Genomic DNA, 16,445 nt, shown 5'->3' on the forward strand with positions numbered 1-16,445 from the left:
CGACGGTGGGAACCAAGGTCCAGGCGCAAGTCTGGCTCGGGGCAGGTGAATTCGCGCTGCGGGAGTTCGACCTCCCGTCGCCCGGGCGCGGGGAGACGGTGGTCGAGGTCGACCTCGCCACCGTGTGCGGCAGCGATGTCCACACCGTGCGGGGCCGGCGCCCCGGCCCGCACCCGAGCGTCCTCGGCCACGAGGCGGTCGGCCGAATCGCCGCGCTCGGCGACGGCGTCGTCGACCACGCCGGTGCGCCGCTGTCGATCGGGGACCGGGTGGTGTGGAGCGTGACCGCGGTCTGCGGCGACTGCGACCGTTGCCGGCGCGGTCACAGCGCCAAGTGCCGTCGGCTGCTCAAGACCGGGCACGAACCGCTGACGGGTCCGTGGCCGTTGTCGGGCGGCTACGCCTCGCACATCCTGCTGCACCCGGGCCTGACTCTGGTGCGGGTGCCCGACGTCGTCCCGGACGCGTCGGCGGCCATGAGCGCCTGCGCGCTGGCCACCGTGATGGCCTGCGTGGAGGCCGCCGGTGAACTGACGGACCGACGGGTGGTGATCAGCGGCCTCGGCATGCTCGGGTTGTGCGCGTGCGCGGTGGCGGCCGCGCGCGGCGCGATCGTCGAGGCGCGCGACCCCGACCCGCAGCGACGGACGCTGGCGCGCCGGTTCGGGGCGGCGCGGGCGGTGCCGCCCGACGCTGCCGATCCCGACCCGGCGGCCGACGTGCTGATCGAACTCTCCGGTGCACCCGACGCGGTCACGACGGCGCCGCGACTGGTCGACATCGGCGGTCGGGTGGTGCTGGCGGGTTCGGTGGCACCGCGCGGGACCGTGCCGGTCGATCCCGAACATCTGGTCCGGTCCCTGATCACCGTTGTGGGCGTGCACAACTACGAACCCCGGCATCTGGCCGAGGCGGTCGCCTTCCTGGCCGCCCCCACGGGGTACGACTTCGCCGCCGTCGTCGCCGAGCCCGCGGACCTGGCCGATCTCGGCGATCAGATGATCGAAACCGGGGGAGCCGTGCTGCGGCGGGCGGTCCGCCCCGGCCGGCGCGGATGAGCCGCTGACGCCAGTATCCTGCTTAGGAAATGGCGGAAGATCTTTCGAACGGCAGCGCGCGCATTCGCCGCGGCCTGCAAATGGCGCTTCGCGGGCGGCGCGAACCGGCCACCGGCGCCGGGCAACGGAGCCGGCAGGCAGGATTGGGCGACCTGCACACCCGCAAGGTGCTCGACCTGACGATTCGGCTGGCCGAGGTGATGCTGTCGTCCGGTTCGGGTACCGCCGACATCGTCGCGACGGCCCAGGACGTCGCGCAGGCCTATCAGCTCACCGACTGCGTCGTCGACATCACGTTCAACACGGTCATCGTCTCGGCGCCGCCGACCGCGGAGAGCCCGCCGCTGACGATCGTGCGCGCCGTCCGCAACCGGGCCACCGACTACACGCGGCTCGCCGGACTCGACGGGCTGGTCCGACGGATCACCGCCGGCGGCGTGACGGTCGACGAGGCGCACGTCGCCATGGACGAATTGACCGAGCAGTCGCACCCGTACCCGCGGTGGTTCGCCAGCGCCGGGTGGGCCGGGTTCGCGCTCGGCATCGCGATGCTGCTCGGCGGCGGTTGGTTGACGTGCATCCTGGCCGCGATCACCTCGGCGGTGATCGATCAGGTAGGGCGGTGGCTGCTGCGGGCCGGCGCGCCGCTGTTCTTCTACCACGCAGTCGGTGCGTTCATCGCCACGTTGGTGGCGGTGGCGGCCTACCGGTTCGCCGATCAGGGGCCGACGGTCATGGTGGCCACCGGCATCGTCGTGTTGCTCTCCGGCATGACCCTCGTCGGGTCGGTGCAGGACGCCCTGACCGGCTACATGGTGACCGCGATGGCGCGCCTGGGCGACGCCGTGTTCCTGACCGCGGGCATCGTGGTCGGGATCGTCGCCGGCCTGCAGGTCGCCACCTTGGCGGGTATCCGGATGGCGTTGCACATCGATGCCACCGAATCGTTTGTCGCGCCCAGCCAACCCGCGCAGATCCTGATCGCCGTCCTCGGGGCGTCACTGGCCGGGGTCTGTCTGACGCTGGCCTACTACGCGCCGCTGCGCTCGGTGGTCACCGCCGGGATGGCGGCCGGGACCGCCGAGTTGGTGCTGATCGGCCTGGGCAACGTGCAGTTCGGGCAGGTGCTGGCCACCGGCGTCGCGGCCATCGGGGTGGGTCTGCTGGCCACCCTGGTCTCGATCCGCCGGCAGGCGCCGGCCCTGGTCACCGCGACCGCCGGCATCACGCCGATGCTGCCCGGCCTGGCGATCTTCCGGGCGGTCTTCAACTTCGCGGTCGAGGAGAAGTTCAACGCCGGCCTGGCCCAGTTGCTCGCCGCGGCCGCGGTGGCGCTGGCGATCGGCGCCGGGGTGGTCATGGGTGAGCTGCTCGGTTCGCCGTTGCGCTACCGGGCCGGCCGGGTCGGTGATTTCGTCCGGATCGAGGGCCCACCGGGTTTGCGCCGGGCCGTGGGCCGCGTCGTGCATCTGCGACCCAGCGAGAGCCCCGCGCGCCCGGGGGCGCGCCGGCTGCGGTCGCGCAGTGTCGCCCTCGAACCGGAGACAGAGACGGCCGAGGACACCGAGGAACCCGAGTCCGACGCCGAGGAAAAGTAGCGGATCTCAGCCCTGGGCGGCGCGCCACTTGTCCAACATCCGGCGGTCCCGCTTGGTGGGCCGCCCGGCGCCGCGGTCGCGCACCGCGACCGGAACCGTGGCCGTCGGCGGCGGCGCGGGGCTGCGGTCGAGGTAGCAGGTCACCGCGTCGGCGGCACCCACCCGCTTCTGGATCACCCGGACCACCTCGACAATTCGAGTCCGGGTGCCGACCAGCGCCCGGACCTCGTCACCGGGGGAGACCATGGTCGACGGTTTGGCCGGTCGATCGTTGACGCGCACGTGTCCGCCCCGGCAGGCCGCGGCCGCGTCCGGCCGGGTCTTGGTCAGGCGGACCGCCCACAGCCAGCGATCAACACGGGTTGCTTCCACGCCATCCATTAAAGCCGTTGACGGCCTAAATCCGATCGACGGTGAACGCCGCGGCCTCGTGGACCATCCCGTTCACCGGGTACAGGGTGTGCTCGAAGGTGGGCATCCCGCCGGGGTTGCCGTCGCAGATCGAGTCGCCGGGCGCGCACAACTCGAGGGTCTTCTGTTCGTACAGTGGACCGATGGTGACCAGCGGCGCGTCGTAGCGGCTCAGCCACTCGTCCGACGGCATGCCCAGCAGCACCACCGCGGCCACATGTTCGGCCACCTCGTCGGGCAGCGGGTTCGGGATGTAGGAGAGGTATTCGTCGGGGATGCCGTCGGGAATCTCGGCGGCGGTCACGAAGCCGGCCAGCACCGCCCCCTGGGAGTAACCGCCCAGCACGATGCGGGTATCCGGGCAGGCCGCCGCGGTGGCCTCGATGTGGGCCCCGGCGTCCTTGATGCCGTCGACGACGGTGCGCGCGAAGGCGATCCGATTGGCGAAGTCGCTGCTGGCGGGATAGTTCACCGGATACACCGCGACGGTGCGGCCGCCGGCCTGGGCGCGCACCGCGTCGACGAAGGCCTGTCCGGTCAACCCGACGCCGGGCGGTTCGGTGGTGCCGCGCGCGAAGACCACCTCGACATCGGGGCACGGTTGCGCCGATGCGCCCGGCACGACGGCGCTGACGGTCATGTTGCCTGCCGTCACGGCCCCCGCGGTCAGCAGGGCGGCGGCGAAGATCCGGATGGCCCGGCGAACGTTCACAAGCGACTCCTTCGGGATACGCCGCTCACATCCCCCGGCGAGCGAGCAGAAGCAAAGAGGCAGTACCCATGGTGTTGCCGCTTCAAACGGTCGTCAAGAACGGCTCAACTCCGGGCGTGTCATGGTGCCGATGGAAATTGGGTCGACGGAGTCCACCTGTATGTCACGGACTCTCGCGAGCCGGCCCCACGCCGTGCGGCCGCCCCGGGTGTGCAGCAGCGGGCCGATCGTGCGGTGGAAGCGGGCCACTTCGGCCGGTGTGCTGGGCCGCGGGGGACCGACCGCTCCGATCAACCGGATGCCCGGGGGAGCGGCGAAAACGCCTGTGGCCAGGGCTCGGAGCCATAGTCCCCGGCCGCTGTCGACGGCCAGGATGGTGACTCGCGGGTCGGCGTCGACGTTGGCGGCCAGGCGGGTGTTGAACACGTCGAAGTACCACGCGGTCCCGATGTCGTGGTCCAGTAGCACCGATCCGATCGGCGTCACGTGCGGGGAGCCGTCGGGGTTGCGCGAGGCGATGCTGCAGTGCAGCGAGCTGCGGACCGCGCGTCGAACGACGTGCCGCGCTGTGCGCCATTGGGTTTCGGTGATGCTCATGGCTCCTCCTGCGTTGTGGTGGTGGGGTGCGCGAGGGTGGTGCGGACCGTCGCTTCGACCAGGTCGTCGAGTTCGGGTTCGGGCGCGCGGCCGCGCAGCAGGGCGGGGCGAACCGCGGCGTAGGGCACGTCGATCACCGCGAATCGCACCCGCAGTGGGTCGGTGCCGGACCGGGTCGACAGCTGCGACAGATAGGTCGAGACTGCCGCGAGTTGTTCCTCGTTGCGCGGCCGCACCGCGGTCGGCCAGCCGTCGGGCAACAGGTCGCGGGGCCGGTAGAGCATCAGCACGCTGGCGTCCGCCCGGTTGGCGCGGCTCCACTCGAGTACGTGCAGTGCGCTGCGCACCGCGGCGTCGAGCGGGTCGGGTGCGGCGACGGCGGCGGTGAGCCCGGCCTGGAAACGCTCCACGGCGCGCAGCCACACCTCGGCGGCCAGCAGGTCCCGATTCGCGAACCGGTAGTACACCGACCCCGACGGCGCGCCCAGCGCGGTGACCACGCCCTGCACCGTGAGCCCGGCCGGGCCACGGGTGAGCAACAACTCGCGCGCGGCGTCCAGCAGGGTGTCGGCGTCGAACCTCGGTGCGCGTCCCATCAGATTTTAGAGAGTAATCTCTAAAATCAATCGCGGCAAGGTTCGCCGAACCACGCCGCCAGGCGGTCGTCGAGGTCCTGCTGCTCGGCCCCCACCCAGGCCACGTGACCGTCGGGCCGCAGCAGCACCGCCGGTGCATCCAACTCCGGGCTCTCGTCGACGACGTGATCGACCCGGTCCGCCCACCGTGCGACCGACAGTCCGCCGGAGCGGTCGAGCAGCAGGCCTCGGCCGTCGTGCAGCAGCGGGTACAGCCGGCCGCCGTGGCGCAGCGGCAGGTCGCGGAGCCGTCGGCCCACCAGGTCGTGGTCGGAACCCAGGTCGTAGCGGATGTCGATGGCGGTGATCTTCTCGATCAGGTAGCGGTTGACCTCCTCGAATTCCATCAATTCGGAGACCAGTCGCCGCACCGCCTGCGGGCCGGCCGCCGTCGACATGAGTTCCATCTGCGCGCGGGTGTTGTTGAGGACCTCGGCGGCGACCGGATGACGTTCGTGGTGATAGCTGTCGAGCAATCCCGTTGGCGCCCAGCCCTTCAGCTCGGCGGCCAGCTTCCAGCCCAGGTTGACGGCGTCCTGGATACCGAGATTGAGCCCCTGGCCGCCGGCGGGCGGGTGTACGTGCGCGGCGTCGCCGGCCAGGAGCACTCGGCCGACCCGGTAGCTCTCGGCCAGGCGGGTGGCGTCGCCGAACCGCGACAGCCACTGCGGCGAATGCACGCCGAAGTCGGTGCCCGCGACCGCCAGGAGTTGGGCGCGGAACTCGTCGAGCGTCGGTGGCGCGGCGCCGTCGGGGCTCACCGCCGCGGCGGGGACGATGATGCGATACAGGTCGCTGTCGAGAGCCATTGCGCCGAACCGCAATTCGGTCTGCCGCACCTCGGCGACGACGGCGGCGATGACCGCGGGATCCGCGGTGGCAGCCAGCTCGCCGAGCAGGGTCTCGGCCTGGGCGGGCGCACCGGGAAACGGAACCCCCAGTTGTTTGCGGACCGTGCTGCGGCCGCCGTCGCAGCCGACCAGGAACCGGGCACGCAGCGGTGCGCCGTCGGCCAGAGCCACGGTGACCCCGTCGTCGTCCTGGGCCACGGCGACGACCTCGGCGCCGCGGCGGATCTCGGCCCCCAGTTCGGCGGCCCGCGCGGCCAACAGGCGGTCGATGACCGGTTGCCGCAGGCCCAGCACGTAGCCGTGCGCGGTGTCGAGGTCGGCGGGCGCCGGCTTGGCGATGCCGGCGAAGAATCCGCTCAGCGGGTGTCGCCGGCCGTGCGCGAGGAACCGTTCGAGCTCCCCGCGCTGGTCCAGCAGCTCGATGCTGCGCACGTGTAATCCCAGCGCCCGAACGAAACTACCGGGCGCGGTGTCCTTCTCCAGGACCAGCACGTGCACGCCCTGCAACCGCAACTCGCTGGCCAGCATCATGCCGGTGGGGCCGCCGCCGGCAATGATCACGTCGAACATCTGCGCATCTCCTCGGAGTATCGGGATGCCAGTCACGCCGAGAGTCGTTGATTTTCAGCGGATCTGGCTTCGGGCCCGACGATTCTGCAGCATGACGGGGGCCTTGCCACAAGCCCCGGGGTGCGCTATACGTTGAAAGTGAGGCGGAAACAGGGCGTCAGTTGCGCCGGTTGAGTCGTCCGCCCATCCGAAGCCACTGCACCTGTCCGTCGTCGCCGCGCACGAAGTTCGCGCGGTTATGCAGCGAGTTCCCGTCGCGGTCGAGGTGCAGCACGTAGTCGTCGCGGTAGAACGCCAGATAGGCCGGCGCGTGCGGCTCGGGGGGCTTGGGCTCGCCGTCGGCGTTCAGCACGCGGTAGCGCAGCCGGCCGTCCTCGGCCGTGAGCACCGCCTCGGTGCTGTTGACCGCGCCGTCGGCCTCGATCTCGGTGGCGGTGTAGCGGCCCTCGTAAGCGGCCAGCTCCGTGGGGCTCAGGTCGCGCACGTCGGCGGGCAGGTTGTGCAGTCCGGCGAAGCGCTGCAGCGCCCAGTCGTCGTACATGATGTCGGCGATCAACCGGTCCCCGCTGTCGGAGTTGGTGAGCACCGTCAGGGCGAAGTCGCGGTCCGGAACGAAGTAGAACCCAGACTGCTGACCCGGCCAGGAGCCGCCGTGCATGATCACCGGCACCCCCTCGGCGGTGGGCCGCACATGCCAGGCCACCCCGGCGCCGTCGACCTCGACGATCAGCGTGCCCGGCGGACCGAGGTGCGAACGCATGGCCTGCAAGGACTCGGTGGTCAGCAGCTGCTCGCCGTCGGGGCCGCCGCCGTCGCCGAGATGGAATCGGGCGTAACGCAATTGGTCCCGTGCGGTGGAGATCAGCCCGCCGGTCGGGTGCAGCGAGCGGCCCATCACCCAGGCGTCGCGGTTGAGCACCGCGCGCCCCTCGACGTTGTTGTGCGATGCGGTGGTGGGGACGTCGGTGAGTTCGTCGGGGAAGAACCCGCTGCGGTCGAGGTGCAGCGGGTCCAGGACCAACTCCTGCAGCGCCTGCTCGTAGGTGTTGCCGGTGACCTTCTCGATGAGGTGGCCGGCCAGCGCGAGGGCCGCGTTGTTGTAGGCGAACGTGGTGCCCAGCGGCGTCAGCTGCGGCAGCGTGGCCATTCCGGCGGCGTACTTGGCCAGCGCGTCGTCGCCGGGACCGAAATCGACGTAGTAGTCGCCCAGCCAGCCCGCGGAGTGGTTGAGCAACTGGCGCACCGTGACCCGTTCGGCCACCTCGGGATCGGAAGTGGTGAAGTCGGGAAGATAGGTCCGGACCCGTTCGTCGAGGTGGACGTCGCCGGATTCCACCAGGCGCATCAGCGCGGTCCCGGTGAACGTCTTGGTGGTCGAGCCGACCCGGAAAAGCGTGTCTTCGGTGACGTCCTCGGGCTCCTCGAGGTTGGTGACGCCGAAGCCGCGCAGGTGTTCGCGGCCCTGGTGCCACACCCCGACGGCCACCCCGGGCACGGCGTAGCGCGCCATGAGTTCTTCGACCTTGGCGTCGAGTTCAGCAAACCTCGCGTCGTCGTCGGGGGCTGGTTCCGTGCGGCTACACGCCGTCGTGGCCGCGGTGCCGGCGAACAATGCGGCCACCGTGAGGCCGCCCGCACCGCGGAGCAGAGTTCGGCGTGGAAAGGGGCGACCGTAATGGTGTTGCACGGCTTCGAATTTCCTTGTTCGCGCGTCAATTGGCCTGAGCGCGATCACCATAACAGCGCGACCGTCAATTCTCGTGACGGTTGGAAAAATTGGCCCACATGAAATCGACTGTTGTGCAGGGTAGTTGAGTCAGGCGGGCCAGCGGTCGGTGAACGCCGTTGGCGTCCAGTCCGGCCAGCGGGGCTGACCGACGATGAAACCGCCGTGTAGTTGGGCGACGATACGAGGTCCTCGTCGGGTGCTGTTGTCGTAGAACGTGGCTGAATCGACCCGCTGCGCGGCGCGGGCGGCCAGCTCCCATACCCGCCCGTAGCGTTCCCGGATCTTGTTCTCGGGCACCGCGTGTCCGCCGGCGGTGACGCGGTGGGCCACGCGCAGCACCGCGAGCTCTTCGGGGATCAGCACGACGTGCAGGGCCACGACGTAGCCGGCTGCGAGGGCCGTGTCGACGAGTTCGAGCTTCGATGGGTGTGAGAACACGGTCTCGGCGATGAACGATTCACCGAGTTCGATGAGCCGGGCGCGGGTGGCGGCCGCGGTACGCGCGGCCTCGTAGGCGTGTTCGGCGGCATCAGCGGGCCAACGCCGCTTGGCGATCTCGTCGGCATTGACGAACGCGCTACCCGGCAGCAGGGGCGCCAGGGTCAGCTCCACGAAGGTAGATTTTCCGGCGCCGTTGCAGCCGATGACGAGGTCCAGCCGCTTCATCTCGGCGCGACCCGTTCGCCGTCACGGGTCACGGACGAGGTTCCAGCACCGCCGTCGTTCCATCGGGCCGGTACTGCACGATCTGTCCATCGTCATCGAGGGCGACGGTGGTCACGCCGCGGTCGGCAAGAATCTGCCCGTAGTCGGTGCGCGCCAAGTTTTCCTCGAGGGCGGCGGTGATCTCTGCGTTGAACGCCACGCCCTCCTCGGGGCTGAGGTTGCGCAGGGGGGTTTCGCCGGCCAACGCGGCTTCGACCTTGCGGCGTGCGGCGCTGTGCTGGCTGGAGACCGCGCGGCCGACCCGCGCCCAGTGGTCGAGTTGTTGTTTGGCCGAGCGGCTCTGGCGGGCACCTTCGACCGCCGCGGCATCGACGAGGTCCGCGGCGAACCGGGTCACCCGGTCGGTGGTATCCGTCATGACGACTCCGTGATCGTGTAGCAATCTGAAACGAGTGTAGCATATTGCTACACGATCACGGCCGTCGTTGAATCAGCTGGTCGCGTCGAGGATCTTGATGGCGAAGATCAGCGAGTCACCGGGCTGGATGCCGGCGGCGGGCTGGCCGTCGGGGTAGCCGTCGGCCGAGGTCATGGCCACGCCCACGGTGGAGCCCACGGTCTGACCGGCGATGGCCTTCTGGAAGCCGGGGACCACGCCGCCCAGCGGGAAGTCGATGGGCGCGCCCTGCTCGTAGGTGCTGTCGAACACCGACCCGTCGCGGCCGTTGACGCCCATGTAGCAGACCAGGACGGTGGCGTCGTCGGCGACCACCGGGCCGTCGCCGGCCTGCAGCGTCTGCACCTGGGTCTCGGCCACGCTGAACGGCGCCTCGACGGTGACCAGCGGCGCCGCGGACTCGGTGGCGCCGGTGACCGCGACGCTGCCGGTGTCGCCGGGCAACGTCCACTCGGGCGTGCCGCCCTCGGCCGGAGCCGTGGTCGGGCACTCGGCGGCAGCGACCGTCGTCTCATCGACCGTCGTCTCGTTGACGGAGGTGGTGACCACCTCGGCGACCGAGGGGGTGGTCGGTGAGGTGGCGGTGTCGGTGTCCGAGGAACCGCAGGCGCTCAGCGTCAGGGCGACCATGGCGGCGCCGGCGACGAACGTGAAGGAGGTGGGTATGCGAGAAGAGTTCACGATGGTCACGCTACAGACGCCGGCCGCCACCGGGGCGCTACCCCGTGAGCCAGGTGAAATCGGCTCAGTCCCGCGTGTCGCTGTCGGAACTGGGCTCGGCGATGTCCGGGGCGACTTCCCGGGTGGCCATTCCGCCCTTGCCGCCCTGATCGGTAGGGCCTGGGGCCGGCGGTTCCTGCCCGGGCTCGGGTCCGGTCGCGTTGTCCTTGCTGTGCTTGCCCATGAATGGCTCCTTTCGTCCGCCTTCGGTACCCGCAAATGCGCGAATTCAAACATCGAATTTCGGCCCTTGACGGTCCCGGGTGGGCACACTGAAAAGCAAGTGCCACAGCGTATTTCGATTGACACTTGATACTTTAAAATCTGCGCGCCACACTCGGGAGAATGGCTGAGGCCCCCGAATTGCCGAGCACATTGCGGGCGGCCGGTTTACGTGTCACCCGCCCCCGCCTCGCGGTGCTGGTCGCTGTGAGCGAGCACCCCCCCCATGCCGAGACCGACACGATCATCCGGGCCACCCGCGTCCGCCTGCCGGAGGTGTCCCACCAAACCGTGTACGACGCGCTGAATGCGCTGACCGCGGCGGGTTTGGTTCGCCGAATCCAGCCCAACGGTTCGCTCGCTCGTTACGAAACCCGGGTGGGCGACAACCACCACCACGTGGTGTGCCGGGGCTGCGGCACGATCGCCGACGTCGACTGCGCCGTCGGCGAGACGCCCTGCCTGACCGCCGCCGACGACGGATCCCTGGCCGGGTTCGCCATCGACGAAGCCGAGGTCATCTACTGGGGAATTTGCCCCCGCTGTGCCACCGCACGAGAACTTCCCGACCGCAGCCCACCACCACTCGATGAAAGGTAAGACCGTGTCTGACACCTCTGACGCCCGCCCGCCCTCGCCCGAAACCAAGACCGGGAGCAGGAGCGAGAGCGAGAACCCGGCGATGCCGTCGCCCACCCCGAAGGCGCACGCACCCCTGAAGAACCAAGACTGGTGGCCCAACCAGGTCGACGTGTCGGTGCTGCACGCACAGACCGAGAAGGCCAATCCGCTGGGCGCCGATTTCGACTACCGCGAACAGGTCAAGACCCTCGACGCCGAGGCGCTCAAACGCGACCTCATCGAGCTGATGACCACCTCCCAGGAGTGGTGGCCGGCCGACTACGGCCACTATGGCGGCGCATTCATCCGGATGAGCTGGCACGCCGCGGGCACCTACCGGATCCACGACGGCCGCGGCGGTGGCGGTCAAGGCGCCCAACGCTTCGCCCCGCTCAACAGCTGGCCGGACAACAGCGGGACGGACAAGTCCCGTCGGCTGCTGTGGCCGATCAAGCAGAAGTACGGCAACAAGATCTCGTGGGCCGATCTCATCATCGTGGCGGGGAACGTCGCGCTGGAGTCGATGGGATTCAAGACCGCCGGCTTCGCCTTCGGCCGGGAGGACATCTGGGAACCCGAGGAGACGCTGTGGGGCTTCGAGGACACCTGGCTGGGCACCGACAAGCGCTATTCGGGTGAGCGGGAACTCGCCGAACCCTACGGTGCGACCACCATGGGGCTGATCTACGTCAATCCGGAGGGGCCCGAGGGCGAGCCGGATCCGCTCAAGGCGGCGTACGACATTCGCGAGACGTTCGGCCGGATGGCGATGAACGACGAGGAGACTGCGGCCCTGATCGTCGGTGGCCACACCTTCGGCAAGACCCATGGCGCCGGCGATCCCGACCTGGTCGGTCCCGAGCCCGAGGGAGCGCCCATCGAGCAGCAGGGCCTGGGCTGGAAGAGCGGCTACGGATCCGGTAAGGGGGCCGACGCCATCATCGGCGGTCCTGAGGTGGTCTGGACGCCCACTCCGACCCAGTGGGACAACACCTTCCTGGAGTACCTCTACGGGCACGAGTGGGAGCTGGAGCAGAGTCCGGCCGGCGCCTGGCAGTACGTCGCCAAGGACGTCGAACCGAGCATCCCGGAACCGTTCGACGCCGCGAAGAAGCGGATGGCCACGATGCTGGTCACCGACATCTCGATGCGAGAGAGCCCGATCTACGCCGACATCACCCGCCGCTGGCTGGATCACCCCGAGGAGTTGGCGGACGCGTTCGCCAGGGCCTGGTTCAAGCTGCTGCACCGCGACATGGGGCCGGCCTCGCGCTACATCGGACCCTGGGTGCCGAAGGAAAGCTACGTGTGGCAGGACCCGGTGCCGGCCGTCGACCACCCGCTGGTCGACGAGCAGGACATCGCCACCTTGAAGAACAAGGTGCTCGCATCCCAGCTCTCGGTGAGCCAACTGATCAAGACGGCGTGGGCGTCGGCGGCCAGCTTCCGGGGCACCGACAAGCGCGGCGGCGCCAACGGCGCCCGCATCCGGCTCGAGCCGCAACGCAACTGGGAGGTCAACGAGCCCGCCGAATTGGCCAAGGTGCTGCCGGTGCTCGAGCAGATCCAGCAGGACTTCAACGGCTCGGCCTCGGGCGGCAAGAAGATTTCGCTGGCCGACCTGATCGTGCTGGCGGGTTCGGCCGCTGTCGAGAAGGCGGCCAAGGACGCCGGCTTCGATATCGACGTGCACTTCGCGCCGGGACGCACCGATGCGACGCAGGAGCAGACCGATGTCGAGTCGTTCGCCATCATCGAGCCCCGGGCCGACGGGTTCCGCAACTATCTGCGGCCCAATGAGAAGACCCAGGTGGAGCGGCTGCTGGTGGACCGGGCGTACATGCTGAACCTGACCGCTCCGGAGCTCACGGTGCTCATCGGCGGGCTGCGTTCCCTCGGGGCCAACCACGGCGGCGCCGGCCACGGCGTGTTCACCGACCGGCCGGGGGTGTTGACCAACGACTTCTTCGTCAACCTCCTGGACATCAACACCCAATGGAAGGGGTCGACCGCGGAGAACGTCTACGAGGGCGTCGATCGGGCCTCGGGGCAGACCAAGTGGACCGCCACGGCCAACGACCTGGTCTTCGGTTCGCATTCCCAACTGCGCGCGCTGGCCGAGGTCTACGCGCAGGACGACAACCAGGGGAAGTTCGTCGAGGACTTCGTCGCGGCGTGGGTGAAGGTGATGAACAACGACCGGTTCGATCTGGACTGAGTCGACGCTCGACCCGTCGTCGGCGGCGGATCTGTGCGACGATGCTCGCTACGCCACAGAGAGGATCGTCGGGTTCATGACCGTAAGGCACCCCATCGTGCTGGCCGCCGCCGGGTTGGCGGCCGTCGGGGTGGCCCTGGGCGCGGCCCAGTCGGCCGCCGCGGACCCGGTTCCGCCGCCCCCGCCGGCCGAGCCCGGGGCGCCACCACCGCCGCTGCCGCCGGGGCCGCCGACGGTGCCCGAGATGGCGAATCCGGTCTACGGTACGGGCCAGTACGGCTCGGGCCCGCTGGGTACGCTTCGTGACCTCTGGCACCAGGCCCGCAATCCCTACTATCTGGTTGACGACCCGGCGATGGTTCCCGGTGGCGGTGCACCGCCACCGCCGGGGGCCGGGCCGGCGCCGGCATTGCCGCCCGGCTTCGTGTCGATGAACGCGCCGGGGTCCGAGACCGCGTCGACGGCCGCGCCTCCGAACAGCGGTGGTCCGCCGCTGCCGGAGGGCTACTATCCGATCGACGGGCCGCCGCCCCCGGGATACGAGTTCGTCCAGCCCGGACAGCCGGATCCGGCATCGCCGCCGGGCTTCCCGACGCCGCCGGCCCCAACGCCGTAGCGGACCCTCAGAGTTCGAGCGAACGGGCCGCGTCGAGGACCAGGGACGTGATCTCCTCCTCGTCCTTGGGGGCCATCGCGAAACCGGGGTGGAACCCGTCGGCGCGGCGCACCCCGACGCTGCGGGCCGAGAGCTTGTACACGCCGAAGGCGCACGGCCGCCCCAGATCACGCTCGATCACCAGGGCGCTGAGCGCGGTGTTCGCCAGCGTCGCCAACGTGACCAGCCGCGCATGGAAGTGCGGCGAGTCGACCACCGCGGCGCCGTGCGCGTGCATCAGTGCGCGCTGCGCGAAGTTGACGCCGGCCAGCAGCGAGTCGACGATCTCGCGCAGCGGACCGTCCGTGGCGATCGCGAGGTACTTGTCCGGATGCAGCGTCGCGTCCACCGCCGCGGTGGTCGCGCCGCAGCGTGAATGCCCGACTACGGCAAACACTTTCACGCTCGGCAGGTGTGCGGCGGCGTAGTGCAGGGAACCGCGGCAGGCGGCACCGGTGACGTTGCCGGCCACCCGCACGACGAACAGTTCGTTGGCGGCCTGGCCCAGGGTCAGCTCGATGGGTACCCGTGCGTCCGAGCAACTGAGCACCGCGGCGAACGGTTCCTGCGTGAGCACGCCGTCGTTGTCGGCCGGGCCAAAGCCCAGGGCGGCGGGGTCCAACCGCCATTCGAGCGGCTCCGAACCCAGCTGCGCGAAGGCCTGAGACCCTCTGTCCAGCAGTGCGACTGCGTCCTGCGCGGTGTCGGGGGTTCGGACGGGTGGCGGTCCGGTTTCCGCCGTCCAGTGCAAACTCAGCGTCGCCCCGGCCACGGGAGTTCCTTGTGCGCGTTGCTCACTCACGTGCCCCACCATACGTCGGCGTCGTGGCCTCTCGTCCGCGATGAGTTTGTGCGGCGAACCCGGTCTGCATCGGTGACGGAAGTTCACGCGTGGATAACGACGATATGGAAAGGGCGATGTCGTGACAACGAAGTCCTCGAGGAGTGGGTACCTGCCGATCAACGGACTCCACCTGTACTACGAGGTGTACGGAGAACTGGGGACATCGACGCCGCCCCTGCTGTTGATTCCCGGCGCGTTCATGGCGACCGACTCGATGACGGCGTGGGTGGCGGCTTTCGAGGCATCGCGGCCTGTGATCATCTTCGATCAGCAGGGCCACGGCCGCACTGCGGATACCGCCCGTGCGATGTCCTACGAGCAGTTCGCCGACGACGCTGCGGCGCTGTTACGCGCACTGGAGGTGCCGCGCGCCGACGTGATGGGGTATTCGCAGGGCGGCGGGGTGGCACTGCAACTCGCTGTTCGGCACCCGGCGATGGTGAGCAAGTTGGTCTCGATGTCGGCGACCTTTCGTCAAGACGGCTGGCATCCCTCGGTTTACGAGTCCATCGCGAGCATGGGCGCCGATGCGTGGTCGGGCACCCCGGTCGAACAGGCATTCTTGGAGCACACGCCCGATCCCGCGGCGTTTGGCGCCTACCTCGAAAAGATGAAGGTGCTCAACATCGACGACCAGCACATCAGCGACGAGGAGATGCGGTCCATCCCGGCGAAGACCATGGTGATAATCGGCGACGCCGACGGCGTTCGTCTCGAGCACGCGCTGGCCATGTTCGAACTGCGCGGTGGCGGTGATGTGGACGCGGCCGCCACCGGCATGCTGCGCCGGTCCCCGCCCGCACGGTTGGTGGTGCTGCCGGCCATTTCCCACATCGGCCTGGCGGGGGAGTCCGAGGTCCTGGCCCCCATGGTCACTGCGTTTCTCGACGACGTGGCACCGACGACCCCGGAATTGTTCTGACCCGCGGGTCAACGCCCCGCGCCGCGGCCGGCCCTATCGATGCCCGAGGGCGTCCAGCGTGCGCCGAACCGTCTCCGCGATCGCCTCGTTGTAGGGCCCGGCCTCGGGCTGATCGTCGAGGGAGCGGGTCAGCACCACCAGGACGATTCGCTGCCCCTTCGGGCCGAGGAGCAGTCCGGCGTCGTTGGTGGTGCCGTAGTCGCCACCCCCGGTCTTGTCGGCGCTCGTCCAGCCCGCGGGCAGCCCGGCCCGAAATCGCTTGTCCGAGGTGATGTTCGCCTTCATCCAGGCCAGCAGTTGTTCGCGGGAGGCCTCGGCAAGGGCGGTGCCGGTCAGCACTTCGCGGTAGCCGAGCGCCAGGGCGCCCGGGGTGGTCGTGTCGCGAGGATCCCCGGGCAGCGCCGAGTTGAGTTCGGTTTCCCACCGGTCCAGCCGGGTGCGGTCATCGCCGACGCTGCGCGCGAACTCGGTGATCGCCGGCGGTCCGCCGATGGCCCGCAGCAGCAGATTGCCCGCGGTGTTGTCGGATTCCATCAGCGCCGCCGCGCACAGGTCGGCCAGCGACATCGACTGCCCGACCTTGGTTCCGGTCACCGGGGCGTGGGTGACGATGTCGGACTCGGTGATCGGTGTCTGCGTGTCGAGGTGCAGTCGGCCCTGTTCGGTCAGCTGCAACACGCGGGCTGCGGCGTAGGTCTTGAACGTCGAGCACATGGCGAACCGTTGATCGGCCCGGTGCGCCAACGATTTCCCGGAGGCGAGGTCGACGGCGGTCATGCCGATGCGGGCCCCGTACCGATCCTCGAGGCCGGCGAGGTCCAGCGGTCCGGTGGGCTGGGGGAGCGGAACGGCGCCTGCCTGGCGACAGCCCACCAACGCCGCGGCGGCCGCGAGCCCGATCAGGGCTTGGCGGCGAGTCAGGTGTGTGGTCATGCGAGGTACCCAAACACGGCGCCGGT

General features: G+C 69.7%; 18 protein-coding genes. 6 read left to right on the plus strand and 12 right to left on the minus strand.

Annotation, left to right across the window (positions count from 1 at the left end):
* Window positions 1-5: 5 nt before the first annotated feature.
* Together EL338_RS11740 and EL338_RS11745 are read left to right on the plus strand one after the other, a co-directional pair.
* Window positions 6-1,058, plus strand: a complete 1,053-nt coding sequence (locus EL338_RS11740) for a zinc-binding dehydrogenase (RefSeq protein WP_235666448.1) — start codon at window positions 6-8, stop codon at window positions 1,056-1,058.
* Window positions 1,059-1,087: 29 nt separating this feature from the next.
* Complete coding sequence (locus tag EL338_RS11745) at window positions 1,088-2,656, plus strand: threonine/serine exporter family protein (protein WP_126333910.1); 1,569 nt, start codon at window positions 1,088-1,090, stop codon at window positions 2,654-2,656.
* A 6-nt stretch (window positions 2,657-2,662) separates the two neighbouring features.
* Here the strand turns inward: EL338_RS11745 and EL338_RS11750 are convergent, their stop codons facing one another.
* The 10 genes from EL338_RS11750 to EL338_RS26145 form a co-directional block, all read right to left on the minus strand.
* Window positions 2,663-3,037, minus strand: coding sequence for an Hsp15 family ribosome-associated heat shock protein (locus EL338_RS11750; protein ID WP_126333911.1), 375 nt, complete (start codon window positions 3,035-3,037; stop codon window positions 2,663-2,665).
* A gap of 16 nt (window positions 3,038-3,053) precedes the next feature.
* A complete protein-coding gene (locus tag EL338_RS11755; RefSeq protein ID WP_435404903.1) occupies window positions 3,054-3,779 on the minus strand; it encodes a cutinase family protein in 726 nt (241 codons plus the stop codon).
* 93 nt (window positions 3,780-3,872) lie between these two features.
* The gene (locus EL338_RS11760; RefSeq protein ID WP_126333912.1) at window positions 3,873-4,376 is read right to left on the minus strand and encodes a pyridoxamine 5'-phosphate oxidase family protein; all 504 of its coding nucleotides are present in this window, start codon (window positions 4,374-4,376) and stop codon (window positions 3,873-3,875) included.
* Window positions 4,373-4,972 carry a TetR/AcrR family transcriptional regulator gene (locus EL338_RS11765; RefSeq protein ID WP_126333913.1) on the minus strand — a complete coding sequence of 200 codons (600 nt, stop codon included), beginning with the start codon at window positions 4,970-4,972 and terminating at the stop codon, window positions 4,373-4,375. The genes EL338_RS11760 and EL338_RS11765 overlap by 4 nt, the downstream gene beginning before the upstream one ends.
* A gap of 26 nt (window positions 4,973-4,998) precedes the next feature.
* Window positions 4,999-6,432: a rifampin monooxygenase gene (gene rox, locus EL338_RS11770; protein WP_126333914.1), complete on the minus strand. Its 1,434-nt coding sequence runs from the start codon at window positions 6,430-6,432 to the stop codon at window positions 4,999-5,001.
* A 157-nt stretch (window positions 6,433-6,589) separates the two neighbouring features.
* A complete protein-coding gene (locus EL338_RS11775) occupies window positions 6,590-7,942 on the minus strand; it encodes a serine hydrolase domain-containing protein (protein WP_235666509.1) in 1,353 nt (450 codons plus the stop codon).
* 306 nt (window positions 7,943-8,248) lie between these two features.
* Window positions 8,249-8,827 carry an ATPase gene (locus tag EL338_RS11780; RefSeq protein ID WP_126333916.1) on the minus strand — a complete coding sequence of 193 codons (579 nt, stop codon included), beginning with the start codon at window positions 8,825-8,827 and terminating at the stop codon, window positions 8,249-8,251.
* A gap of 28 nt (window positions 8,828-8,855) precedes the next feature.
* On the minus strand, window positions 8,856-9,245 hold the full coding sequence (locus EL338_RS11785) for a TA system antitoxin ParD family protein (RefSeq protein ID WP_126333917.1): 390 nt from the start codon (window positions 9,243-9,245) through the stop codon (window positions 8,856-8,858).
* Window positions 9,246-9,317: 72 nt separating this feature from the next.
* Entirely contained in the window at window positions 9,318-9,914 is a 597-nt protein-coding gene (locus EL338_RS11790) for an FKBP-type peptidyl-prolyl cis-trans isomerase (RefSeq protein WP_126336822.1), read from the minus strand.
* 115 nt (window positions 9,915-10,029) lie between these two features.
* Window positions 10,030-10,188 carry a hypothetical protein gene (locus EL338_RS26145; RefSeq protein WP_170217437.1) on the minus strand — a complete coding sequence of 53 codons (159 nt, stop codon included), beginning with the start codon at window positions 10,186-10,188 and terminating at the stop codon, window positions 10,030-10,032.
* A 161-nt stretch (window positions 10,189-10,349) separates the two neighbouring features.
* Here EL338_RS26145 and EL338_RS11795 point away from each other — a divergent pair, with 161 nt between their 5' ends.
* From EL338_RS11795 to EL338_RS11805, 3 genes are all read left to right on the plus strand, one after another.
* Entirely contained in the window at window positions 10,350-10,826 is a 477-nt protein-coding gene (locus tag EL338_RS11795; protein WP_126333918.1) for a Fur family transcriptional regulator, read from the plus strand.
* Window positions 10,816-13,065: a catalase/peroxidase HPI gene (katG, locus tag EL338_RS11800; RefSeq protein WP_126333919.1), complete on the plus strand. Its 2,250-nt coding sequence runs from the start codon at window positions 10,816-10,818 to the stop codon at window positions 13,063-13,065. Before EL338_RS11795 ends, katG begins: the two co-directional genes overlap by 11 nt.
* 76 nt (window positions 13,066-13,141) lie before the next feature.
* Window positions 13,142-13,681, plus strand: a complete 540-nt coding sequence (locus tag EL338_RS11805) for a hypothetical protein (protein WP_126333920.1) — start codon at window positions 13,142-13,144, stop codon at window positions 13,679-13,681.
* A 7-nt stretch (window positions 13,682-13,688) separates the two neighbouring features.
* Here EL338_RS11805 and EL338_RS11810 read toward each other — a convergent pair whose 3' ends face one another.
* The gene (locus tag EL338_RS11810) at window positions 13,689-14,522 is read right to left on the minus strand and encodes a carbonic anhydrase (RefSeq protein ID WP_163792133.1); all 834 of its coding nucleotides are present in this window, start codon (window positions 14,520-14,522) and stop codon (window positions 13,689-13,691) included.
* A 121-nt stretch (window positions 14,523-14,643) separates the two neighbouring features.
* On the opposite strand from EL338_RS11810, the gene EL338_RS11815 reads away from it, so the two are divergent.
* Window positions 14,644-15,486, plus strand: a complete 843-nt coding sequence (locus EL338_RS11815) for an alpha/beta fold hydrolase (RefSeq protein ID WP_126333922.1) — start codon at window positions 14,644-14,646, stop codon at window positions 15,484-15,486.
* 33 nt (window positions 15,487-15,519) lie between these two features.
* Here EL338_RS11815 and bla read toward each other — a convergent pair whose 3' ends face one another.
* Entirely contained in the window at window positions 15,520-16,419 is a 900-nt protein-coding gene (gene bla / locus EL338_RS11820) for a class A beta-lactamase (protein ID WP_126333923.1), read from the minus strand.
* Window positions 16,420-16,445 lie beyond the last annotated feature (26 nt).

Source organism: Mycolicibacterium chitae, from assembly GCF_900637205.1.
Classification (GTDB): Bacteria; Actinomycetota; Actinomycetes; order Mycobacteriales; family Mycobacteriaceae; genus Mycobacterium; species Mycobacterium chitae.